Raw genomic sequence first — 23424 nt, forward strand, 5'->3', positions numbered from 1 at the left:
AAGGGTGTCCGAACGGGGAAGGAAGACAATGAGCCACGACATCCTCGCGGTCGTCGACGAACTGTTCCGTCGAGAACTGCAGGTACCCGACATCAACCCCGACGTCCCGCTCACGGACTACGGCCTGGACTCCATCCGCTCGATCAACCTGATCGTCGAGATGGAGTCCAGGTTCGACGTGCACATCTCGGACGAGCAGGCGGCCTCGATGCAGACCCTGCGCGACGTCGTGGACCAGGTCGCCGAATCCCTGGCCGTGACCGTCGGCCGAGGAGACGGTGCCGCGTGAACGCCCGGGACGATTTCGCACGGTACGCACGGCCGGAGTTCGCCAGGCTCTTCCGCGCGCTGCACCTGGACGTGACCTACACGGCCGGCCGGGGCGACCACCTGACCCTGGACACCCCCGACGGCGCCGACCAGGTCCTGGACCTGGTCGGCGGCGCCGGTTCCTCGCTGTTCGGGCACAACCACCCGGCACTGCTGGACGTGGCACGCGCGTGCTTCGACGAAGGCACCCCGTTCAACGCCCAGGCCAGCATCCGCCCCGGAGCGGCCGAACTGGCGGAACGGCTCTCCTCGATGGTCGGCGCCACCACCGGCACCCGCTACGTGGTCACCCTCGGCAGCACCGGAGCCGACGCGGTGGAAGCCGCCGTGAAGCACGCGACGGTCGAGCACCGGCGCCGGCTCGGCGCCTTCCAGGAGGAGTGCGAGGTGTCGCTGCGGCGCCTCCGCCGCGACGGCCTGGCAACCGTCCCCTGCGCCACCGGGCCCGCCGAAGGGCGCCCCTGCGCGGAGGTGCTGACCGAGACCCTTGACCGGATCGCCGGGATGCGCCGGACGGAGCCGGTCTTCGTCTCCCTGCGCAACGCCTTCCACGGCAAGACGGCCGGCGCCGCGACCCTGACCCACGGCGGCAACGTACCCGCGGACCTGCACGTACCCGGACCCCGGCACCGGCTCCTGCACGACTGGACCCCGGCCGAGGTGACCGGGGCGCTCGACGCCGAATGCGTCGCGGTGCACACCGTCCGCGTCGACGCCGCCGGCGTGCCGCACTCCGAGGTCCGCCTGATCTCCCCGCTGGCCGCCTGCTTCGCCGAACCCGTCCAGGGCGAGGCCGGGGTCCGCGAGGTCCCCGCCGAGACCCTCGCCGCCCTGCGCGAACTGGCCGACCGGCACGGCGCGGCGCTGGTCTTCGACGAGATCCAGTGCGGCATGGGACGCACCGGCACCTTCCTCGCCTCCGAGGCCTCCGGTGTGACCGCCGACTACTACCTGTTCTCCAAGTCCCTCGGGGGCGGCCTCGCCAAGGTGTCGGCGATGCTGGTCGCCGCCGACCGGTACGTACCGGACTTCGGCCGCCACCACACCTCCACCTTCGCCGACGACGAGTTCTCGTCCCGGATCGCCACGGCCGCCCTCGGCCTCTCCGAGACCTACCGCGACCGCATCACCGAGACCGGCCGGCTGCTGCGCGACCGGCTGGCGGAGGTCGCCGCCCGGTGGCCCGACGCCGTCGTCGAGGTCCGCGGCCGGGGCCTGCTCCTGGGCATCGAATTCGCCCTGCCCAGCCCCGGATCGGCACTGCTCCAGGGAGTCCTCGACTCCGAGTCGCTCGGCTTCGTCATCGCCGGCCGGCTGCTGCACGCCCACCGGATCAGGGTCATGCCCACCCTGTCCGCCCCCACCACCGTCCGCGTCCAGCCCTCGGCCCTGCTGGAGCCGGCCGACGTGGACCGGATCGCCGCCGCCTTCGACGAGGTCGCCGGCCTGCTCTCCCGCGGCGAATACGCCACCCTGCTGGAGCACCTGACCGTACCGCCGGCCGGTGACTGGCAGCCGCGGCAGCACGTACCGCTGCCCCGCCGCGACCGGCCCGCGCAGCACGGCGGGAAGCGCTCGGGCGTGCGCCGCGTCGCCTTCCTCGCCAACCTGGACGTCCCCGGCAAGCTGTCCTCCATGGCGCCGGAACTCTCGGCGTGGACCGACGAGCAGTGCGAGGCCGCCCTCGACCGGATGTGGGGGGAACTCGACCCCTACGAGGTCGCCCGCCACCGCATCACCTCCGCCGCCGGGGGAGAGGTCGAGGTCATCCTGATCGCGGCGCCCTTCACCGCGGCCCAGGCCAACGCCGCGCTCCGCGCGGGACAGCGGGCCTGGCTCAGCCGCACCGTGCTCGACGCCGTGGAACTCGGCGTCTCGCTCGGCGCCGAGGTCATCGGCCTCGGCGGCCACACCTCCATCGTCACCAACGCCGCGCGCGACGTGGTGGAGTGCGACGTCCGGGTCACCTCGGGCAACTCGCTGACCGCCGCCTGCGCCCACGACCTGCTGCTCGGCCAGCTGGCCCGGTCCGGTCCGGGCGAACGCCGCGTCGGAGTGGTCGGCGCCATCGGCAACATCGGCGCGGTCATGGCCGAACTCGCCGCCCCGCACTGCGATTCGCTGGTGCTGGTCGGCCGGCCCGGCTCGGCCCGCCGGCTCGAAGCGGTCGCCGCCCGCTTCTCCCACCTGGCGGACGTCGAGGTGGCCGAGGACATGGCCGCCCTGCGCGACTGCCCCATCGTGGTCAGCGCCACCAACTCGGCCGACCCGGTGATCCTGCCCCACCACCTCGCCGGCGACCGGAACGTGCTCGTCTGCGACCTCGCGGTCCCCGGTGACGTGCACCCGGCCGTGGCCGGCCTGCCCGGCGTCGACCTGGTCTCCGGCGGGCGCATCCGCCTCCCGGGCGGCCAGACCCCGCGCTTCCCCGGCATCACGCTTCCGCCGGGAATCGTCTACTCCTGCCTGGCCGAGACCATCCTGCTCGGCCTCGAACCCGGCACGCCGAGCCCCTCGTACGGCGGTCTCACCTCGGCGGGCGTGCTCGCCGCCACGGACCTCGCCGTCCGGCACGGACTCCATCCCGCCCGCATCGTCTCCGACGACGTCTCGGTCCAACCGTGGATCGTCGACCAGCTCACCGGCGCCCTCGAGGAGAACATCGGATGACCGCCCTTCGCCCGCGCTTCCCCAGCATCCTGCACGCCTTGGCGGCGGAGGCAGAACGAGGCTCCGACGCGTCCGGGGTGACCCTGGTCCCAGAGCCAGGCAGAGAGGAAACGCTCCGCTACGACGAACTGCTCCGGGCCGCCCGGCGGTGCGCGGCACACCTCGCCGAGCACGGCGTCGGCCACGGCGACCGGGTGCTGCTCTGCCTGCCCACGGGCTCCCAGTTCATCGTCTCCTTCTTCGGCGTCCAGCTCCTGGGGGCCGTACCGACGGCGATCTCGCTGCCCATGAGCCTCGGCGGCGCCGCCGGATTCGAGGGCCAGGTCAAGGACCTCGTGGGATACCTGCGGCCCGCCGCGGTCATCACCACCTCGAAGGTCATCGAGGCCATTCCCCACCTCGGCGACACCCGGTTGCTGCACGGTGCCGGAATCCTGGCCCGCGCCCTGTCGGACGACGCACCGCTGCACCCCGTCCGGCTGCCCGACCCCGAGGACCTGGCGCTGATCCAGTGCACCTCCGGGTCCACCGGCACGCCCAAGGGCGTCATGATCTCGCACGCCAACCTGGCCGCCAACTGCGAACAGTCGGCCAGTGCCGTCGACTGGTCGCGCGCCGACACCACGGTCAGCTGGGCGCCGCTCTACCACGACATGGGCCTGATCACCGGCCTGCTGTGCCCGGTCTTCGTAGGGTCGAGCACCGTGCTCATGCCCACCACCCGTTTCCTGCGGGCACCGGGGGAGTGGCTCCGGCTGGTCAGCGCCCACCGCGGCGCCATCGCGGCCGCGCCCAACTTCGCGTACGGCTACGCGGCGGCCCGGGTGCGCGACGAGGAACTGGAGGGAGTGGACCTGTCGTCCTGGCGGGTGGCGGTCTGCGGGGCCGAACCCGTCCAGCCGGCCACGGTCCGCCGCTTCGTCGGGCGCTTCACCAAGTGGGGCCTCCCCGAGAATGCCTTCACCTCCTGCTACGGCATGGCCGAGGCCACCCTGGCCATCACCAACACCGGAGCGGACGCACCGCTGGTCTTCGACTCCATCGACCGGCAGGCCGCCGTGGGCGAAGGACGCGTCGTCGACGTCGACCCCGAGAGCGCGGAAGCGCTCCAGGTGGTCGACTGCGGCCACCCGGTGGCCGGCACCGAGGTGCGGATCGTCGACAACGACGGCAACGCCCTCGGTGAGGACCACATCGGCCACATCCAGTTCCGCGGACCCTCGCGCACGGCAGGCTACTTCAACCTCCCCGAGGCCACCGCCGCGTCGGTGGACGCACCGGACTGGTGGAAGACCGGGGACGTCGGCTACCTGCGCGACGGCGGCCTGCGGATCACCAGCCGGGCCAAGGACCTGGTGATCATCCGCGGCGCCAACTACTTCCCGTCGGACTTCGAACAGGCCGCGGAGACGGTGCCCGGCGTACGCCTGGGCAATGTGATCGCCGTCGGCTACCGGGACGACCACAGCGACTCGGAGGAACTCCACCTGGTCGTCGAGACGGAGCTGGAGGACGAGCGGCACGAGGAGCTGCGCCGGGCCGTCGGCGCGGCCGTGAGCTCCCGCACCGGCGTCCGGGCCGCGGCGGTCCACCTGGTCCCGAAGCACAGCATTCCCAAGACGACCAGCGGAAAGCTGCAGCGGTCGAAGGCGCGGGAGATGTTCGTCGAAGGATGGCTGCCCTCCGGCGCCTGATCCCACGGGCGACGTACGGAGACGGCCGGCGGACGGACCGGCCGGCAGCGGGGGCCGGTGCGCCCGGCGTGCAGTGCGCCGGGCCGCACCGGCCCCCGTCGCGCGGTCGCGCCCCCCTCCTCCGACGTCCAGTGACAATCAATCCCCATCGGAAGAGTTGGTCGACATGCAAGCTGACATCGATGTGACCTCCGAGGAACGCAACGAAGCGGTCAGACGGCTCGACCCGCTGAGGCTGGACGAGGACCTGCGGTCGCTGGCGAAGATGAACGAGGCGGCCGACGTCGCCGCGCTGGCGCGGGTGCTGGGCGAGGCGCTCCCCTGCGAGGACATCGTCTCCGCCTTCACGGTGCCGGAGTGCCTCGCCGCCATGCGCGACCTGGGCATGTACCTGGGCAGCCTGAAGAGGCACGGGGTGTCCGCCTTCGAGGCCGTCCCCGGAGCCACCCGCTGCTTCCAACTGCTGGGCCTGCGCACGCGGATGATCCCGCGGGACACCGTCTACCACTACACCTGCTGGAACCCCGAGGGGGACCGCGAACGCCTGTACAGCGGACAGCAGATGGAGCGCAGCCTCATCGGCGCCGTACGGCGGTGCATACCCGATCTGGCCCACGCCGTCGCAGTGGGCCGCTCCCTGCAGGACGACGGGGACCCCTACGGCCCCGCCCACGCCGAGAAGCTCCTCTGCCTGGCCGCACACGTGACGGCGGCCGACCGGGCCATGGGCGACGTGATGGCGAACGTCACCCCCGAGTTCTTCGCCCTGGAACTGCGGCCCTTCTTCGAGGACGTGCACATCGCCGGCCGGCGCTACATGGGGCCGGCCGCGGCGCACATCCCCCTCTTCCTCATCGACCTGCTGCTCTGGGCGTCGGACCGGGGCAGCCCCGAATACCTCGACTTCTGCCACGAGGTCGCCCTGCACACCCTCCCCGACTGGCAGGAACGATACGCCGAGTGGGCGCGGATGCCCTCCCTCACCTCCCGGATCGCCGAGGCGCTCTGCGGTCCGTGCGCGCAGTCCGGGCCGGACCCGCTGGAGTCCGGCGCCAGGGGACTGCGGCAGGCCCTCCGTTCGCTCACCGCGTTCCGCGGAAAGCACCTGGTGATGGCGCGCCGCGCCTATCACGAGGAGGTCCGGCTCTACGAACTCGGCAGCGGCGGGGGGAGCGTGGGGCTCCTGGAGGACATCCTCACCCTCACCCGGGAGAACGGCGCCCTGATCGGCTCCGCCATGGCCCCGCGCTGATGGGGACCGACCCCTGAGAGCCCCCACGACCCCACCACCTACAGGAGTGACGTGAGGCGATGAGAATCGCGATTGCCGGAGCCGGGATCGGCGGACTGGCCGCCGCGCTCAGCCTGCACGCCGCAGGGTTCGACGAGGTCACCGTCCACGAGGCCGAACCCCGCATCCGTTCCCTGGGCTTCGGCCTGAACATCCTGCCCAACGCGGTGCGCGAACTCGACGGACTCGGACTGCTGGACGCCCTGGAGCAACGGGCCGTCCGCACCCGGGAACTGGCGATGTACAACCCGTACGGGAACCTCGTCTGGCGGGAGGACCGCGGAGTCGGGGCGGGCTACCGGTGGCCGCAGCTCTCGGTCTCCCGCTCCCACCTCGTCGACGTCCTGGCGGCGGAGGTGCGCCGCCGGCTCGGTGACGGCGCGATCGTCACCGGCGCCCGGCTCGTCGGTCTGGACCACGGACCCGGCGGGACGTCCGCGACCTTCACGGACCCGGCCGGCACGCTCCGGACCGTCGGGGCGGACCTGCTGATCGGCGCGGACGGCATCCGGTCGGCCGTCCGCGCGGCGCTCCACCCCGGCGAGGGCCCGCCCCCCGCCAACGGGACGACCATCCACCGGGGGACCGCCTGGGCCGAACCGTTCCTGACGGGCGCGTCGATGGCAGTCCTGGGGGACGACAGGCGCAGGCTGGTCCTGTACCCCATCGAAACGGACCGGGCCACGGGCCGGACCCTGGTCAACTGGGTGGCCGCCCTCCCGGACGCCGAGGCCGACGACGGGCACGCCTCCGTCCTGCGGCACTTCGGCGGCTGGTCGCCCCCCGGAGTGGACCTGGCCCGCCTCGTCGGCGACACACCGGAGGTGCACCACCACCCGATGACCGACCGGGACCCCCTCGCCCGGTGGACGTACGGGCGGGTGACGCTGCTGGGCGACGCCGCCCACGCGATGTACCCCGCCGGGTCCAACGGGGCCACCCAGTCCGTCATCGACGCACGGGTGCTCGCCTGGCACCTCGCCCGGAACTCCGATCCGGGCGCGGCCCTGCGGGCGTACGAGGAGGAACGCCGGCCCCAGATGACGGAACTCCAGCGGAGCAACCGCTCCATGGGGCCGGAGCGGGTCATCACCCTGGCCCACCAACGGGCCCCCCGCGGTTTCGCGGACGTACGGGAGGTCTTCGGCGAGGAGGAACTCGCGGAGATCTCCCGAAGCTATGCCGAGACCGGCAGGTTCGACCAGGACCGGGTCAATTCCAGGCCCTCCCTGTCCGTCCGCCGGCCCCCGGCCGCCATGGAGAGCTGGAGAACACAGTGACAGACGCAGCCATGCAGGACACGGCCGGGCAGGACGCAGCCGTGCAGGACGCCGCCGGCCACGAGGCAGCCGAGCACGGCACGGCCCGGCGGGACCCGGCCGCCCCGGACCCGGCCACCGAGGCCGTCAAGGAAACCGGCTTCATCACCGCCGTCATCAGGGCCCTGGAGAACGAGCGCCCCGACCCCTACCTGACGGACCGGCATGCGGAACTGCTGAGCACGCCGGTCTCGCGCGCCATGGCCGCCGAGGCGCTGGACGCGGGCGGCACGGTCGGATCGGTGATCGTACGGGGCCGGTTCGGCGACATCGCCCTGTCCCGGGCGGTCGCAGGGGGGATCACCCAGGTGGTCTGCCTGGCGGCGGGAAGCGACACCCGTGCCTGGCGGCTGGGCCTCCCGGCCGGCACCGCGTTCTTCGAGGTCGACCTCCCCGGGCAGCTCGAAGCCAAGGAGGAACTGCTGGAACCCCTGGGCGAAGGGCCCTCGTGCCGGCGCATCGCCCTCGGCGCGGACCTCCGCGACGGAACCTGGCCCGGCCGGCTGCGCTCCGCCGGCCTCGATCCGTACGCCCCCACGGCCTGGATCGTCGAGGGCCTGCTGCCGTACCTCCGGCTGGAGCACTTCACCCGGCTGCTCACGCAGGTCCGCGAACTGTCGGCCCCCGGCTCGGTCCTGCTCATCGACGCCCCGCACGCCGACTACTTCACCGACCCGGCGAACGAGACGTTCCTGGCCTTCATGAAGTCCCGGGGATCCGCCTTCCGGCTGGGCCTGGACGACTTCGGCGGCTTCCTGCGCGGTCACGGCTGGGAGGCGGAGGCCCACACCCTGCACGCCCTCGCCGAGGGCGCCTGCCCCTGGCTCCCCACTCCTCCGGCCCGTCTCTGCCCTCCCCGCGACCACCACTGGCTGGCCCACGCCCGGCTGGCCTGACGGCGCGGCGGCCCGGACCGCGGGGGGCGGCCCGGCCGGGCGGGCGGGGGTCCCGCTCTCTGGCCGGTACGGCCCCGGCCGGCGGTGCGGCGCCGGCGGGCCGGCCCCGGTCAGCCGAGATGTGGCTGTGGCGCCGGCGACGTGGACTGGGCGAGGAGCCCGTCCGTGAAGGCGCGGAGCCCCAGGGCGAAGGTGTCCTGCGTGGCCAGCTTGATCCACTGCTCGCTGAGCGCGGCCAGCCGCGGCAGCTGGGTCGTGTCGCCGAGCTGCACGAAGTCCTCGGCGGTGGGCAGTTCGTCGACCGCCTGGGCACGGGCGGAGTGCGCGCGGACCAGGATCTCGCCGACCGTGTAGTACCAGATGCTGCGGAAGACGTAGACGGACTGTTCCGGCGTGCAGCCGTGCTCGACGGCACCCGACAGGATGGCCTCGACCAGCCACAGCGCCGAGTCGCCGAGCCGGGCGATGAAGCCGTCGGTGGTGAGGACCTCCGCCGCCCACGGCCAGGCCGCGAGCGAGTCGTGGATGGCCGCGGCGGCGGTGATGATGCGCTCCCGCGGCTCGTCGGGCAGCTCGGGCTGCGGGATCTGCTCGGCGTACTCGCGGATCAGCAGCAGGAGCAGGTCCTCCTTGTCGCGCACGTGGTGGTAGAGGGTCGTCGCCCCGATGCCGATCTCCGCCGCCAGCCGGCGGATCGTCAGCTTGTCCCAGCCGTCGCGATCGATGAGCCGGCGGGCCGCGCTCAGGATCTGGGTGCGGGACGTGACGGGGGGTCGGCCGACACGGCCGTGGGGTGTGTTGGGTGACATCGTCCCATCATGCCCTAGCCGAACGCCGTGGCCAGTCCCTCTCCGCAGCATTTTCGAACTATCTCCGATTCCTCGCCGCTCGACAGCGCGGCGGGCTCGGTGCTAATTTCAGAACGAGTTCGGAAACTCTACTGACACGAGAGCGCAGAGGACTGGCTTGCTGTGACAAACACGGATTTAACAAGCGGATCGACCGTCACCAGCCGGGATGCCCGTGCTGCAGGGCTCACCCTTGCCGCGGTGGCCGTCGTCCAGTTCATGGTGTCCCTCGACCTGTCGGTCGTGAACGTCGGACTTCCGGAGATCAGGACCAGCCTCGGCTTCAGTGAAGTCGGCCTGACCTGGGTGATCCACGCCTACGCCCTCACCTTCGGCGGACTGCTCCTGCTGGGCGGCAAGATCGCCGACCTCTTCGGCCACAAGCGGCTGATGATGCTGGGCCTTCCGGTGTTCGGCCTCGCGTCCCTGGTCGGCGGCTTCGCCACCGAACCCGGCCACCTGGTGGCCGCCCGCGCCGTACAGGGCGTCGGGGCCGCGGCCCTCGCACCGGCGGCACTGGCCCTGCTGACCGCCACCTTCCCCTCCGGCAAGCAACGCGTGAAGGCGTTCGGCGTGTGGAGCGCGATGAACGCCGCGGGCGGCGCCTTCGGCGTCCTCATCGGCGGCCTCCTCACCGAGTACGCGGGCTGGGAATGGGTCATGTACGTCAACGTCCCGATGGCGGCGGTCGCCCTGGCCCTGGCCTGGCGCATCGCTCCTGACAGCCCGTCCACGCACCGCGGACGCCCGGACGTGCTCGGTGCCGTCCTGGCCACCGCGGGCATGAGCCTGCTCGTCTTCGGCGTGGTCCGCACCGACCAGCACCCGTGGACCTCCTCGCAGACCCTGACGACCCTGGGCATCGCCGTCCTCCTGCTGGCCGCGTTCGTCTACGTGGAGAAGACCACCTCCCGCGACCCGCTGATCCGGCTCGGCCTGTTCACCAACCGCTCCGTCGCCGGCGCCAACGCCTTCATCCTGTTCCTCGGCGGCGGCATGGCCTCGGCCTTCTACTTCGTCTCCCTCTACCTGCAGCGCGTGCTCGGGACCGGTCCGGCCAAGTCCGGTGTGGAGTTCCTGCCGTTCGCCATCGGTGTGATCATCGGCTCCGTCCTCGCCATCAAGTTCGGCCTCAAGGTGGCCCCCCGGAACATCCTGATCGTCGGTGGCGTGCTGACCGCGGCCGGTTTCGCCTGGTTCGGCATGATCAGCGTCGGCGGCTCGTTCACCGGCGACATCCTGGGCCCGTCGATCATCGCCAGCATCGGCATCGGCCTCTGCCTCGCACCGGCCGTCTCCCTGGCCACCGCCGGTGTCGAACCCCACGAGTCGGGTGCGGCCTCCGGCCTGCTCAACAGCACCCGCCAGATCGGTGCCGCCCTCGGACTGGCCGCCCTGGGCACCGCCGCGAACGAGCGCACCGGAGACCGCCTCACCCTCGAGGCCCTCAACGACGGCTACGCGCTCGCCATGACGATCGGTGCCGTGGTCGTGCTCGGCGCCGTCCTCATCGCCATCGCGGTCCTGCCCCGTACCGCACCCGCGGCGGAAGCGGACGCCCGCGACGCGGTCCCCAGCCGGGACTAGCCCCGTGGGGGCGTGGATACGGGCCGGTGGTGACCGTGTCTCCCGGGGCCCGGACGGCCGGTTCCCGCCGGGCGCGGGCGACCGTGCCCCGGCGGACCCGGACGACCCCGTCCCGGGCGACTCGGGAAGACCGGCCGCGGCGAGCGCCACGGCCCGGTCCCCACCAGGCCGGCCCACCGGCCGAACGGAATGAGGACAGCACAGGGCTCCCGGCAGCCGCGGAGCGGACCCGAGGGTCCGCGCGCCCGGCCGCCGGGAGCTTCGTCGTTGCTGCACGGCCCCGGGGCCGCCCGGGTGCCGTGCGCGACGGCACCGCTCCCGTCCGTGCGAAACGCACGGACAGGGGTGCGCAATTCATCTGCCGGGCCGTCAACCCCGGCTGGTAGCGTCGACATCCGAAAGGGCGAGCGAAGATGGCGGTAGGCGAATTGTTCGACTGGCCCGAAAGCATCGAGCCCGGCCTTCCGTGGATGAGCGAGTTCCTGACCACGCCGGCCGGCACCCCGATGTGGGACGACCTGACCCCCGGCCAGCAGACCGCGCTGACCAGGTACGAGGCGATCAGCCTCTTCAGTCTCGGCGTCCACGGCAGCCGCGTCTTCGTGAGCGCGGCCGTGATGCGCGTCCACGAGCGGCCCTATGCGGACGTCTCGGAACTCCTGCACCGTTTCATCGGCGAGGAGAACGAACACCTGCGCGTCCTCGCCGAATTCTGCCTGCGCCACGGCGGAAAGCTCTATCCCGCCCCGCCCTCGCCGAACGCCGACCACCTCGGCCGGCTCTCGCCGGCGGCCCGTGAAGCGATCGTCTTCGCGCGCGTCCTGATCCTCCAGGAGGTCGTCGACCACCACCACGCGTACATGGCGGCCGACCCGTCGCTGCCGCACGCCGTCCGGGAGATCCACCGGGTGCTCCACCGGGACAAGAGCCGGCACATCGACTTCGGGCGCACGCTCGTGCGCACCCTGCTCGGCCGGGTGGCCGACCGGGACCGGGACGAACTGCCGCTGCTCGCCGCGTCCCTGGAGGACCACCTCGGGCACACCGTCGGCACCCTCTACAACCCGGCCGCCTACCGCGACGCCGGCATCCCGGACGGGCCGGCCCTGCGGCGCCGCGCCATGGAGCACCCCGCCCGGCTGGAGGTGCACGACCAGATGCTGCACCGGACCCGGACCTTCCTCCGCGCGGCGGGGGTGGGCCGGGACCCGGCCCCCGCACCGCGCCGGGTGAGAACGTGGTGAACGCAGCGCCGAGACCCGCGCGCCGCCCTCCCCGGCCCGGCACCATCCCCCTGCCCCACAGGCCGAGGAGGCACCCGTCGTGGCCGAAGACCTGACCCTGGCATCCCCGAAGAACGCGCCACCGGGCCCCGGGACCCGATCCCGCCCCCGGCACGTCTACGTCCTCCTGGTACTGCTCCCGGCAGCCCTGGTCCTCGTCGTGCTCCGGTTCGGCGCCGGGACCGCCGACGGCGGCGGTGCGGCCGGCGGCAAGACGCCCGCCGCCGGGACCTTCGCCGCGCTGCTGCTCGCCCTGCCGGCCATCCTGATCGTCTGCCACCTGATCGCCGGTCTCTTCCGGAAGACGGGCCAGCCCTCCGTCATCGGGGAGATCTTCGCCGGCGTCGTCCTCGGCCCCTCACTGCTGGGATGGCTCTGGCCCTCCGGACACCAGTGGCTGTTCCCCGCCGACATCTCCGGCCCCCTCAACATCCTCGCCCAACTCGGCCTGGTCTGCTTCATGTTCGTCGTGGGCTACGAGCTGGACCTCGGCGCGGTGCGCGGCCGCGGGCAGACCGTCCTGGCCATCAGCCACGTCGGCGTGGCCGTCCCCCTGCTCGCCGGATCCCTCCTGGCCCTCGGCATGTACGGGACGTACGCCCCGGAGGGGCTGGGCTTCACGGCCTTCGGACTGTTCATCGCGGTCGCCATGAGCATCACCGCCTTCCCGGTCCTGGCCCGCATCATCGCCGAACGGCGGCCCGGCGAACTGCGCGTGGGACCGGTCGCCCTCTCCTGCGCGGCCGTGGGCGACGTCACCGCCTGGTGCCTCCTCGCCGTGGTCGTCGCCGTCGCGGCGGACTCCTCACCGGCCGGCGTGGGCTGGATCCTCGTCCTCACCCTCCTGTTCTGCGCCCTGCTGCACTTCCTCGTACGGCCCCTGCTGCAGCGGGTGCTGAGCGCACCGGGACGGGCCACGGGCCCCGCCGTCCTGCCGGTGCTCTTCTCCGCCATCCTGCTCTGCGCCCTGGCCACCGAGGAGATCGGCATCCACGCCATCTTCGGGCCCTTCCTGCTCGGCGCGGTCACCCCCCGCGGCTCGGCCCCCCTGGAGTGGGCCCTCGCCCGGCTCCGGTCGGTCACCGAGTCGCTGCTCCTGCCCCTGTTCTTCGTCTACTCCGGGATGCGCACCTCGCTGGGACTGCTCGGCGACGCCGAGGCGTGGCTGTGGTGCCTGGCCGTGCTGGTGGTGGCGATGGCCGCGAAGTGGGGCAGCACCACCCTGGCCGCCCGCGGCTGCGGCATGGGCAGGGAGGACTCCATGGCCATGGGCGCCCTGATGAACTGCCGCGGGCTGACCGAGCTGGTCGTGCTCAACGTCGGCCTGGACCTCGGGGTCATCACACCCACGGTGTTCACCATGTTCGTCATCATGGCCCTGGTCTCCACCGTGCTCACCGCCCCCGCCCTCACGCTGATCAGCCGGCGGTACGCGGGAACCTGAGCCGCCGGGGAGCGGTGCGAACAGGCCGTTCCCCGGACGCCCTTCGGCCGGGGCCGTTCGAACCACCGCACCCCGGGGCATAACACCTGCGTCGTGACGTTGCCCCGGGTGAGGTCGGGTGTCGCCGGTGACGCAGAGGTGGAACGGCAAGGTGACCCTGGAGCCCGGCCGGCTCACGTTCCACGGACGGATCGGGTCGGCCCACGCCCACGCCCACGCCGCCGTGCAGATCGTGATCGTCACCTCCGGAACGGTCGAGCTCACCGACGGCCACGGGCACGCCCGCCCGGTCCGCGCCGCGGTGATCCCCGCCCGCGCGCTGCACACCGTACGCGCCCTCGACGCCCGGGGGACCCTGGTGTACTGCGACACCGACTCCGTCCTCGGCCGGGCCGTGCGCCCCCGCCCGGCCGGGGGCGACCGGATCGCCGACTGGATCAGGGCCGCGCAGCCCGACGGGCCGGCCGACCTGTCGCTGCTCGTGGCCACGGAGTACCCGGCCACTCCCGCCCACCCGGCCGTACGCGCGGCCACCGCCCGCATCCGGGCGCTGCTCGGCGGGCCGGTCAGGCTGGACGACGTGGCGGCCGCCGCGGGGATCTCACCCAGCCGGCTGGGACACCTCTTCGCCCAGGAGGTCGGCATGTCCTTCCCGGCCTACCTGCGGTGGGCGCGCCTGCGCCGGGCCATCGAACTCGTCCGGGCCGGCGCCACCCTGACCCGCGCCGCGCACGGCGCGGGCTTCTCCGACAGCTCCCACCTCACCCGGGTCGTGCACGAGATGTTCGGCACGAGCCCCTCCGACCTGCTGCGGGGCCTGCGGTGGGAGGATCCCGCCACCGCGCGGCCGGCCCCCCGCCGGTCGGCCTGAGGGCAGCGGATCCGTACAAGCCGACGCAGCCGCCGGCGCGCACGCTGACGGCATGGTCGAAACCCTCATCCGGTACGGATACGTCCCGTTGCTCCTGGTCGGTGTCAACGGGACCGGTATCGCGCTGGCGGCCGCCGGCGCGTCGAAGGCGTGGCTGCTCCTGCTGCTCGGGGCCGCCGTCGCGGCCTCGTTCACGGCCGAACGGCTGCTCCCCTACGCCGACGAGTGGAACCTCCCGATGGCCGACCGCCGCCGGGACGTCCTCCACGCCTTCGTCAACGAGACCCTCATCCTGGCGAGCGTCGCCTCCCTGCCGGTGCTCGCCGGCGCGGTCACGGTCGCGGACGTGTGGCCGTCCGCGTGGCCGTTCCCGGTCCAGGTGCTGCTGGCGGTGCTGGTGGCCGACGCGGGCATCACCCTGGTGCACTTCGCGAGCCACAAGGTGGGCCTGCTGTGGCGGTTCCACGCGGTGCACCATTCGGTGAAGCGCTTCTACGGCTTCAACGGGCTGATGAAACACCCCCTGCACCAGAGCGCGGAGCTGGCGGCCGGCGTGGCGCCCCTCCTGCTCGCCGGGATGCCGGCGGACGTGGCCGCCGCCCTCGCCCTGACCGTGGCCGTGCAGCTGCTCCTGCAGCACTCCAACGCCGACTACCGGGTCGGTGCGCTGCGGTACGTGCTGTCGCTCAACGAGGGCCACCGCTTCCACCACCTGAAGTGGGCCGGTGTCGGAGACGTCAACTTCGGCCTCTTCACCCTGGTGTGGGACCGGATGCTCGGCACGTACTCCTTCGACCCCGGCCGGCGCTTCTCCAGCGACGACCTGGGCATCGCGGCCAAGCCCCGCTATCCCACGGAGTACCTGGCCCAGCTGTCCGAGCCGTTCCGGCCGCGGGGGGCGTGCGCCCCGGGAACGGACGGCGGCTGAGGCCGTCGGTCCCCGAAGGACCGTCAGCCTCAGCCGTCTCCGCCGTATCCACAGCGTCCGCAGTATTCGCAGTTTTCGCAGTGCGCGGTTTTCGCAGCGCCCGCAGTGCCCATGGTGTCCACAGCGTCCGCCGTCGCGGCCGGCCCCGCCGGCCGCCGCCCTCAGCCGTGGCCGAAGGGGCATCCGCCGCGGCCGCGGGCCCGGGCGTCCTCGTCGAGGTGGAAGTTGGGGCGCTGTTCGGCCTCGTCGTAGTAGCGGTGGAAGACCGGGGTGATGCCGCCGGACACGGGCGGCACGATCCAGCTCCAGTCCGCAGGGACGGTCCGGCCCTGCTTCTCCTCCTTGGCCAGGTGCGTCATGAAGTGCCGAGACTCGGTGTGGTGGTCGCTGATCTTGACGCCGTCCCGGTTGAAGGAGTGCAGCACGGCCACGTTGAGCTCGACCAGGGCGCGGTCGCGCCACAGGGTGCTCTCGCTGCCGGTGTCGAGGCCCAGGAGTTCGGCGATCACCGGCAGCAGGTTGTACCGGTCCTCGTCGACGAGGTTGCGGGCACCGATCTCGGTGCCCATGTACCAGCCGTTGAAGGGTGCCAGCGGGTAGTCGATCCCGCCGACCCGCAGCCGCATGTTGGAGATGGCCGGGACGGCGTGCCAGCGCAGGCCGAGGTCGGCGAAGTCCGGCCGGTCGGGGTGGGTGAGCGGGACCTCTAGGACCAGGTCCGGCGGGACGTCGAAGAGCTCCGGCTTGTCCTCGCCGGCCTCGATGACCCAGGGCAGTACGTCCCAGGCGCCGCCGGGGGCCTGCCAGCCGAGCCGCTGCACGGTCTCGGTGAAGTCCGTGTACGTGGGGTCGCCGATGACCGTCCCGTCCTCCTGGCGGTATCCGGCGTAGCGGATGAGCTGGTCGTTCCAGACCCGGGGCGCCCGGCTCTGCGGGGTGTCCGGGGCGAAGACGGAGATGACCGGCCGGATGCGGCCGCCGTTGGTGGCGTGGCGCAGGTGCTCGCCCAGGTAGCGGTGCACGTCCTCGCCGGTGGTGGCGTCGCGGCGGTCCAGGACGCGCAGGCTCTTCCAGTACAGGCGGCCGATGCACCGGCTGGAGTTCCGCCAGGCCACCCGGGCGCCGAAGGCGAGTTCGTCGGCGGTGTGGGTGTAGGTGCCGGTCCCGTCGATCTGTGCGCGGACCTGCTGGAGCCGTGCGGCCGGCGGCACGGCCTGGTCGGGGTGCTCGCCGTGGTGGAGGCGGATGAACTCCTCCGCTTCGTCCCAGTCGGCCTCGGCGGGGTGCGGCCGGCTGACCGGCGCGGGCCGGGACCCCGGCGTGCTGGTGTCGTCGGTGGCGGTGTCGAGGGTGTAGATGCGAGCCAGAAGCGTTTCGGAGTTCATCAGTTCCTCGCGGATGGCGTTCGGCTCCGGCATCCGGTCCTTGGGGCAGGCGGGCGTGCCGGGTGAGCGGTGGCGCGACGTGGGCGCGGGCACCCTCGCGGGGGCATCGACGACTACAGGGGGTCAGTCGTTCGCCGCGGGGTGCCCGCGCCGTCTGGGGGCCGGGTCGCAGGACCGGCGGGGACGCACCTCAGGCGGCCGGTTCCTTGGACCGGGTCTCCCGGGCTATGGAGGTCCCGAACAGCTCGTCCCAGTACGGGGCCGAGATGCCGAAGCCCTTGGTGTCGTCGCGGAAGTGGTGGCGCATGTGGAGCGACCGCAGGTGCCGCATCAGCCTGCTCTTCGGCGTGGCGAGGTGCAGGTAGAGGTGGAACAGGTCGTAGGTCAGGTAGCCGAAGGTGTAGCCGGCACCGAAGACCAGCGGCAGTGAACCGACCCCGGAGGCCAGGTAGATCGTTCCGCCGACCATCGGGATGCTGAGCAGCGGGCTGAGGATGGAGCGCCGCGGGTCGGTGGGGTAGTCGTGGTGAATGCCGTGCAGGATGTAGTGCAGGCGGGCACCGAAACCCTTCTCGGGCTCGTAGTGCAGCACGATCCGGTGGCCCCAGTACTCCGACAGCGTCCAGGTCAGGTAGCCCGCCGCGGCCCAGCCGAGCAGGGCCCAGCCGCCGGCGTCGCCGATGGAGAACCACACGCACACGGCGATCACCGGGGAGAACATGAGCACGGTGGTGACCGGATGGACGTGGATCAGGTGGTCCAGCCAGCGCCAGCCGACGACCGCCGGCGCCTTGCCGCGGCGGACGGCGCCCTTGTAGTTGTTGGGGCGGGCGGGTGTTGCGGAGGTCACGCCCCGGCTCCTTCCGCGCTGGGGACCTTCACCCGGGCCTCGTAGGCGATGCGGGCCTGGTAGTCCGTGGTGCGCAGCAGCTGGTCCGCCTTGAGGAAGCGGCCCATCGCGTCCCGCCACGGCTGGGGCAGCAGGAACAGCGAGCGGGTGACCGGGTTGGTCCAGCCCGGCACGTACCGGTTGTAGACCGGGCGGCGGGCGGTCCGCAGCACCGCCTTGGCGATGTCGTCGGGGGTGAGCAGCGGCACGAAGCGGCCCTTGCCGACGCCCGAGGTCAGCTCGGTCTGGGCGGGGATGGGCAGGATGATGGACAGGTCCACGCCGCTGCCGCGGAGTTCGGCGCGGACGCCCTCGGACAGGCCGACGACGCCGTGCTTGGCGGCCGAGTACGTGGCGCAGCCGGGCAGGCCGATCATGCCGACGGCCGAGACCATGTTGATGATGTGGCCGTGGCCGCGGGAGCGCATCGGGCCGATCGCGGTCTTCATGCCGTTCAGGGTGCCGATGAGGTTGACGCCGAGCTGGTGCGCGGTGTCCTCGTCGGACTCCTTCTCGAAGGGCCCGACGATCATTTCGCCCGCGTTGTTGACGAAGATGTCGATCGCGCCGAGGTCGGCCTCGACGGCGTTCCAGAACGCCTGGACGCCGGCCGGGTCGGTGACGTCCAGCGGGTAGGCGCGGGCGCCGATGTCGGCCGCGACCTTGGCGGCGAAGTCGTGGTTGCGCGCGCCGATGGCCACCTTGGCGCCGGCGGCGATGAACTGCTCGGCGGTGGCACGGCCGATGCCGCGGCTGCCGCCGGTGATCGCGACGATCTTGTTCCTGATGTCCCTGGGCACGGTGGGAAGCCTCCAGAAGAGTGCCGGTTGGTACGGAGCGGTGCGTACGTGGCGTACGGGGAGCCGGATACGGGTGGTGGATCAGGCGAGGATCCGGAAGGTGCGGTTGTGCCAGAGCAGCGGATGCCCGCCGCCCAGGCCGAGCCGGCGCACCCCGGCGGTGAGGATGGTGTGGTCACCGCCGGGATGGGCGGCGTCGACGGTGCAGGCCAGCCAGGCCAGCGCGTCGTCGAGCACGGGCAGGCCGTCCTCCAGGTGGTGCGCGGTGGCGGCGAACCGGGCGTCCTGGCCGACCTGGGGGTCGGCGAACCGGCGGGCGAGATGGCCCTGGTCCTCGCGCAGGACGTTGACGGCCAGCCTCCCGGTGCTCCGGATCCGGGCCAGGGTGCGGCTGTGGTTCGCCGCGCAGGCCAGGATCATCGGCGGGTCCAGGGAGAGGGAGCACACGGCGCTCGCCGTCATGCCCGCCATCCCGCTGCCGTCGGGTCCGGCGGTGGTCAGCACGGTGACGCCGGACGGGAGTTGCGCGAGGACCTCCTTGAACTCCCGGGCCGTCACCGCCGCCGCGGCACCGCCGGTGGGCGGGGCGACGGCGGGGGCCGTGAGCGCGCCGCTCACGCCGCGTCCGCTCCCGCCGAGGCGCCGACGGGTTCGGGGGTGGTGAGGGTGATGTGCTCGCCCAGCAGTCCGCGCAGGATGAGGCCGATCGCCTCCACCAGGGCCTCGCAGGCGATCGGGTCGATGATCGAGGCGAGGGTCGGCATGCCGAGGTCGAAGCGGGCGGCGAAGCGCACCGTGACCGTGCCGTCCGCGTGGCCGTTCACCGTCCACGCGCCGTCGAACTGGTCGAAGTCACCGTCGGTCTGGGTGAAGTCGATGGTCAGGTTGGCGGCGTCGATGCGGTCGCGTTCGGTCCAGCACAGGATGCCGTTGCGGAAGTTGACCGACCACTCCGAGTCCATGACGTCGCCGCCGTTGTCGGTGACGGCCACCTCGCGGACGGCGTCCGTGTAGGTGGGGTAGGCGGAGAAGTCCCGCAGCCGTTCGAAGACGGCCGGTGCGGTCGTGTCGGGTACCAGGGCTTCGAGGGTCACCTCGGGCATGTCAGCGTGTCCCCTTCGTGGGTGCGGAGGTCCGGGCCAGAACGGTGGCCGCGGAGGTGAAGGCGTCGGTGATCCGGTCCAGGTCGGCGGGCGTGAGCACCGCGGGCGGGGTCAGGCGTACGACGCGGTGGGCGTTGAGGGAGTGGTTGACCAGCACGCCGGACTCCAGCAGGTGCATGACGAGCTGGCCGGCGGCCCCTTCGTCGCACATCTCGATGCCCAGGAGCAGGCCGCGGCCGCGGATGTCCGCCACCACCCCGCCGAGCAGCGGGGCCAGCGCCGTACGGAGGCGGCCGGTCAGCTCGTCGCCCAGGGTGCGGGCCCGCTCCACCAGGCCCTCCTCCCGGATCGTGGCGACGGCGGCCGCGGCGGCCGCCATCGCCACCGGGGCGGCGGCGAAGGTGGAGGTGTGCAGGAACGGGTCCTTGTCGAACGGCGCGTACGCCTCGGGCGTGGCGACCGCGGCGGCCACCGGGATGACGCCGCCGCTGAGGTTCTTGCCGACCAGCAGCACGTCCGGCCGCAGCCCCTCGGCGTCGGCGCCCCACCAGGAGCCCAGCCGGCCGAGGCCGGTCTGGATCTCGTCCAGGACGAACATCGCCCCGTGCTCGGCGCACAGCTCCTGCACCCGGGTCAGGTAGCCGGGCGGCGGCACGACGGCACCGCCCTCGCCCTGGACGGGTTCGAGGATCACGCAGGCCGGGCCGCCGGCGGCGAGCGCCCGCCCGAGGGCCTCGGCGTCCCCGTACGGGACGTGCTCGGCCGGCAGCAGGGGCCGGAACGGGTCCTGGTAGAGCGGCTTGGCCGTGACGGCCAGCGCGCCGGTGGTCTTGCCGTGGTACCCGCCGACCGCGGAGATCAGCCGGTGCCGGCCGTGGGCGCGGGCGAGTTTGATCGCGGTCTCGGTGGCCTCGGCACCGGAGTTGACGAAGTGGACCCGTTCCAGGCCGGGGGGCGTGACCGAGGCGAGCTCCGCCGCCGCGGTCGCCGCGACCGGCTCCAGGAGCATCCGGGTCGCCATGGGGTGCCGGTGGATCTGGTCGACCACGGCCTCCACCACGCGGGGGTGGCGGTGGCCGAGGAGGAACACCCCGTAGCCGCCGCAGTCCAGGTACTCCTTGCCGTCGGCGTCCCACACCAGGCTGCCCGCGGAGGCCACCTCCATGACGGCGCCGGTCAGCGAGGCGAGACGGGCCCGGCCCTTGCTCACGTGCCGGCGGTAGATGCCCAGCACCTCCGGGGCGGACGGCGCCGAGGCCGGGCGCGGCGCGGCGGGCGCGGCGGGGGAGACGGGCGTGCCGGGGTCGGTCGCGGGAAGTGTCAGTCCGCTCATGCCGGGACCTGCCCGCCCGCGAGGACCGGCTCCGGGAGGCGGCGGACCATGCCCTTGGCGTGGGCCATGTAGGCGACCGAGGCCCGCAGCGCGGCCTCCAGCTCCTCCGGCCTGGGCGCGGCCGGGACACCGGGCTCCCGGCCGAGGCCGGTGGGGAACACGTGGCCGTGCGCGAACAGTGCCGTCATGGCGAGCATGTCGTCGAACCGGCGGCGCGCCCTTGGGTGCAGGTTCGCGATGAACACCGGACGGATGAGCCGGTCGATCATCTCGGGGCCGACCATGCGCGGCCGTACGGGGTCGAGGCCGAGCTCCTCGGCGGTGTCGCCGACGACCTGCATGACCCGCTCGGTGCTCAGCGCGCTGTTCCCGGCGGTGACCCAGACCTCGCCGTCCCGCCGGCCCTGCCGGATCAGACCGGCGATGGTGGCGGCCACCAGGTCCTGCGGCACGAAGTCGACGGGCGATTCGGCGGGCACCGGGACCAGCGGGAGCACACCGCGCAGCAGACCGTGGAGGATGCCGTGCATGCCCTGGAAGGCGGAGATCGCACCGGTGACGGAGTCCCCGATGACCACCGACGGACGGATGATCACGGCCGGGACCCCGGACGAGCGTACGACGTCCTCGCCTGCCCGCTTGGAGTCCAGGTAGTCCTCCGGACGCGCGGTGGCGTCCCCGTGGTCCTGCCCGAGCTGCGCCCGGGTCAGGTCGTTGCGGTCCACGAAGGCCGTGGACACGTGGTGGAGCACGGCGCCGGCGTCCGCGGCGAGCTCCGTCATCCGGCGGGTGCCGGCCTCGTTGAGCGCGTGGGTGGCCTCGGGGCCGTTGGAGAAGCCGGTGACGGCCGCGCAGTGCACGATCACGTCGACCCGCGCCGCCAGGGCGCGGTAGGCGTCCGGGTCGAGGCCGAGCCGGGGCGCGGTCAGGTCGCCGGCCAGCTGCTCGTCGGCGCCGGCTACGGGAGTGCGGTGGATCAGGGCGATCACGTGGCAGTCGGACAGCTGGGGAAGGAGCGCGCTGCCGACGACACCGGAGGCGCCGGTGAGCAGAACGGTGGGATGGCTGGGCACGATCGAGCACCTCACGGACGGGTCAGTGGGCGTACGGGAATCGAAGACGGGCGGCAGCCGGTGGCGGAGCGGCCGGAGCGGTCGCGGCGCGCGTGGGGCGCAGGGCCGGGAACCGCGGGCGGTGCGGAGGCGCGGGGGGAGGCCGGGGACGGGGCCGACGGGACGGCCGGCGGGGAGCGGAAGGCACGGCGGACTCGCGTGCCGGGCGGCCGGGCGGCCGGTCCGGAGGTTCCCCCTCCCCGACCCCTTCCTCCTGCGCCCTCCCCGGATCCTTTCCCGGCTGGGGGAAGGGGCTCCGGGCCCCGGGCCGAGCGGTGGACCGGGGGAGCGCCGGAGCGCGGGAGCGGAAGAACGCGGGAGCGGGGGTCCTCAGGGGATGCGCAGCGGCTCGTTGCCGGTGAAGTACTCGGTCAGCGGTGCCGCCATCCGGGCGCGCGAGGGCGGGTGGAAGGAGAGGGCGCGACAGGTGGAGTTGAGGTAGGCGATGTCCCCGGAGCCGATGAAGGCCATGCCGCCCAGCGCCTCCACGCACAGCGACAGGACCCGGCCGATCGCGTCCTGGGCGGCGTAGCGGCACATCAGGGAACGGGTCAGGGTGTCCTCGGTGACCTCACCGCCGGCCACCTCCGCCGCGAGGCCCTCCAGTGCGAGGGCGACCGTCTCGACGGAGGTCACCGCGTCGGCGGCGACGGCCGCGTCCCCGCGGGGGTTGGCGAGGACGCGCTCGACCAGCGCGGACGCGGCCCCCAGGTAGCTCGCCGTCATCAGCGCCTCGAACCAGACGAAGCCGACGGTCTGCAGCTGGTCCAGGCGTCCGTCGGCGGTGACGTCCGTGACGACCAGCAGATCGCCCGGTACCTCGACGTCGTCCAGCACGATCTCCTCGCTCTCGGCGCCGGCCAGGACCGGGCTGCCCCAGAACGGCCGGACGGACAGTCCGGGCGATTCGGCGGGGATCAGGGCGAAGGCCAGCCGGTCGGTGCCGTCCGGTCCGGGCAGCGGCAGGGACGCGGTGAGCAGGTTCATGGAGTGGGCGAGGCTGCACGGCTTCTTGGAGCCGCTCAGGAACACCTTGTCGCCCTCGGTGCGGGCGGTCAGGGAGGGGCTGAGGATGCCCTGGCCGGTGCGTCCCTCGGCGAAGCCGGAGGCGAGCAGCAGGTTGTCCTTGGCGATGGCGGCGAGCAGCAGCCATTCCATGCCACTGCCGGCGGCCGCGGCCTCGACCATGGAGGCCACCGAGAAGTGGTGCATGGTGGTCGCCACGGCCAGCGAGGGGGAGCGGGACCCGAGGGCGCGCTGCACGTGCAGGGCGGTCCGCAGGTCGGCGCCGGCTCCGCCGTGCTCGGCCGGGACCAGCAGTCCGGGGCCGCCGGCCTCGCGGAACAGCTTCACCCCGGGGCCGCCGACCGCCTCCAGCTCGGTGAGCGGGGTGGCGGCCAGGAGCTCGTCCAGGCCGGGCAGGACTTGCTCCAGGACAGTTCGTTCACGCTGCAGGAATCGCATGGACCGGGACCCCCCACTGGTCGCTCGACACTTTCCGGCCGGGGGACGCATGCGGGCGGATCTTGGTCGGACGTCCCAGCGGCACGGCCCACGCTATGAGCCCCAGATGCAGCGCCCATGCAGTGGAAGTAAAGGTTCCGCTCAGGAGTTCGACACGATCTCGCGTGGGTGGACCGG

General features: G+C 72.9%; 20 protein-coding genes. 11 read left to right on the forward strand and 9 right to left on the reverse strand.

Going from position 1 to position 23424, the window contains the following annotated elements; genetic code table 11:
* Window positions 1-28 precede the first annotated feature (28 nt).
* The 6 genes from AB0O36_RS30360 to AB0O36_RS30385 all read left to right on the forward strand — a co-directional run bounded on the left by AB0O36_RS30360 (window position 29) and on the right by AB0O36_RS30385 (window position 8200).
* Window positions 29-289 (forward strand): acyl carrier protein, encoded by a 261-nt coding sequence (locus tag AB0O36_RS30360; RefSeq protein ID WP_365115713.1) that lies wholly within the window; start codon window positions 29-31, stop codon window positions 287-289.
* The gene (locus tag AB0O36_RS30365) at window positions 286-3000 is read left to right on the forward strand and encodes an aminotransferase class III-fold pyridoxal phosphate-dependent enzyme (RefSeq protein ID WP_365115715.1); all 2715 of its coding nucleotides are present in this window, start codon (window positions 286-288) and stop codon (window positions 2998-3000) included. Before AB0O36_RS30360 ends, AB0O36_RS30365 begins: the two co-directional genes overlap by 4 nt.
* Window positions 2997-4694 carry a fatty acyl-AMP ligase gene (locus AB0O36_RS30370; protein ID WP_365115716.1) on the forward strand — a complete coding sequence of 566 codons (1698 nt, stop codon included), beginning with the start codon at window positions 2997-2999 and terminating at the stop codon, window positions 4692-4694. The genes AB0O36_RS30365 and AB0O36_RS30370 overlap by 4 nt, the downstream gene beginning before the upstream one ends.
* 166 nt (window positions 4695-4860) lie before the next feature.
* The gene (locus AB0O36_RS30375) at window positions 4861-5946 is read left to right on the forward strand and encodes a monodechloroaminopyrrolnitrin synthase PrnB family protein (RefSeq protein ID WP_365115717.1); all 1086 of its coding nucleotides are present in this window, start codon (window positions 4861-4863) and stop codon (window positions 5944-5946) included.
* Window positions 5947-6005: 59 nt separating this feature from the next.
* A complete protein-coding gene (locus AB0O36_RS30380) occupies window positions 6006-7265 on the forward strand; it encodes an FAD-dependent monooxygenase (RefSeq protein WP_365115718.1) in 1260 nt (419 codons plus the stop codon).
* On the forward strand, window positions 7262-8200 hold the full coding sequence (locus AB0O36_RS30385) for an SAM-dependent methyltransferase (RefSeq protein WP_365115720.1): 939 nt from the start codon (window positions 7262-7264) through the stop codon (window positions 8198-8200). The genes AB0O36_RS30380 and AB0O36_RS30385 overlap by 4 nt, the downstream gene beginning before the upstream one ends.
* 110 nt (window positions 8201-8310) lie before the next feature.
* Here the strand turns inward: AB0O36_RS30385 and AB0O36_RS30390 are convergent, their stop codons facing one another.
* Window positions 8311-9009: a TetR/AcrR family transcriptional regulator gene (locus AB0O36_RS30390; protein WP_365115721.1), complete on the reverse strand. Its 699-nt coding sequence runs from the start codon at window positions 9007-9009 to the stop codon at window positions 8311-8313.
* 240 nt (window positions 9010-9249) lie between these two features.
* Here AB0O36_RS30390 and AB0O36_RS30395 point away from each other — a divergent pair, with 240 nt between their 5' ends.
* From AB0O36_RS30395 to AB0O36_RS30415, 5 genes are all read left to right on the forward strand, one after another.
* Entirely contained in the window at window positions 9250-10635 is a 1386-nt protein-coding gene (locus AB0O36_RS30395; RefSeq protein ID WP_365115723.1) for a DHA2 family efflux MFS transporter permease subunit, read from the forward strand.
* A 413-nt stretch (window positions 10636-11048) separates the two neighbouring features.
* On the forward strand, window positions 11049-11879 hold the full coding sequence (locus AB0O36_RS30400) for a diiron oxygenase (protein ID WP_365115725.1): 831 nt from the start codon (window positions 11049-11051) through the stop codon (window positions 11877-11879).
* A gap of 79 nt (window positions 11880-11958) precedes the next feature.
* Window positions 11959-13362, forward strand: a complete 1404-nt coding sequence (locus AB0O36_RS30405) for a cation:proton antiporter (RefSeq protein ID WP_365115727.1) — start codon at window positions 11959-11961, stop codon at window positions 13360-13362.
* Window positions 13363-13489: 127 nt separating this feature from the next.
* Window positions 13490-14233 carry an AraC family transcriptional regulator gene (locus AB0O36_RS30410; protein WP_365115729.1) on the forward strand — a complete coding sequence of 248 codons (744 nt, stop codon included), beginning with the start codon at window positions 13490-13492 and terminating at the stop codon, window positions 14231-14233.
* 52 nt (window positions 14234-14285) lie between these two features.
* Window positions 14286-15161: a sterol desaturase family protein gene (locus tag AB0O36_RS30415; RefSeq protein WP_365115730.1), complete on the forward strand. Its 876-nt coding sequence runs from the start codon at window positions 14286-14288 to the stop codon at window positions 15159-15161.
* A gap of 161 nt (window positions 15162-15322) precedes the next feature.
* Here AB0O36_RS30415 and AB0O36_RS30420 read toward each other — a convergent pair whose 3' ends face one another.
* From AB0O36_RS30420 to AB0O36_RS30455, 8 genes are all read right to left on the reverse strand, one after another.
* Complete coding sequence (locus AB0O36_RS30420; RefSeq protein WP_365115731.1) at window positions 15323-16579, reverse strand: nitric oxide synthase oxygenase; 1257 nt, start codon at window positions 16577-16579, stop codon at window positions 15323-15325.
* A 157-nt stretch (window positions 16580-16736) separates the two neighbouring features.
* Entirely contained in the window at window positions 16737-17396 is a 660-nt protein-coding gene (locus AB0O36_RS30425) for a sterol desaturase family protein (protein WP_365115733.1), read from the reverse strand.
* Window positions 17393-18235: an SDR family oxidoreductase gene (locus tag AB0O36_RS30430; RefSeq protein WP_365115735.1), complete on the reverse strand. Its 843-nt coding sequence runs from the start codon at window positions 18233-18235 to the stop codon at window positions 17393-17395. Before AB0O36_RS30430 ends, AB0O36_RS30425 begins: the two co-directional genes overlap by 4 nt.
* Window positions 18236-18316: 81 nt before the next feature.
* Entirely contained in the window at window positions 18317-18853 is a 537-nt protein-coding gene (locus AB0O36_RS30435) for a flavin reductase family protein (RefSeq protein ID WP_365115737.1), read from the reverse strand.
* Entirely contained in the window at window positions 18850-19338 is a 489-nt protein-coding gene (locus AB0O36_RS30440; protein WP_365115739.1) for an SRPBCC family protein, read from the reverse strand. The genes AB0O36_RS30435 and AB0O36_RS30440 overlap by 4 nt, the downstream gene beginning before the upstream one ends.
* A gap of 1 nt (window position 19339) precedes the next feature.
* On the reverse strand, window positions 19340-20671 hold the full coding sequence (locus AB0O36_RS30445) for an aminotransferase class III-fold pyridoxal phosphate-dependent enzyme (protein ID WP_365115740.1): 1332 nt from the start codon (window positions 20669-20671) through the stop codon (window positions 19340-19342).
* Window positions 20668-21744 carry an SDR family oxidoreductase gene (locus tag AB0O36_RS30450; protein WP_365115742.1) on the reverse strand — a complete coding sequence of 359 codons (1077 nt, stop codon included), beginning with the start codon at window positions 21742-21744 and terminating at the stop codon, window positions 20668-20670. The genes AB0O36_RS30445 and AB0O36_RS30450 overlap by 4 nt, the downstream gene beginning before the upstream one ends.
* A gap of 369 nt (window positions 21745-22113) precedes the next feature.
* Window positions 22114-23247, reverse strand: a complete 1134-nt coding sequence (locus tag AB0O36_RS30455; protein ID WP_365115743.1) for an acyl-CoA dehydrogenase family protein — start codon at window positions 23245-23247, stop codon at window positions 22114-22116.
* Between the last annotated feature and the right edge of the window lie 177 nt (window positions 23248-23424).

It is taken from the genome of Streptomyces sp. NPDC089799 (genome assembly GCF_040684755.1).
Classification (GTDB): Bacteria; Actinomycetota; Actinomycetes; order Streptomycetales; family Streptomycetaceae; genus Streptomyces.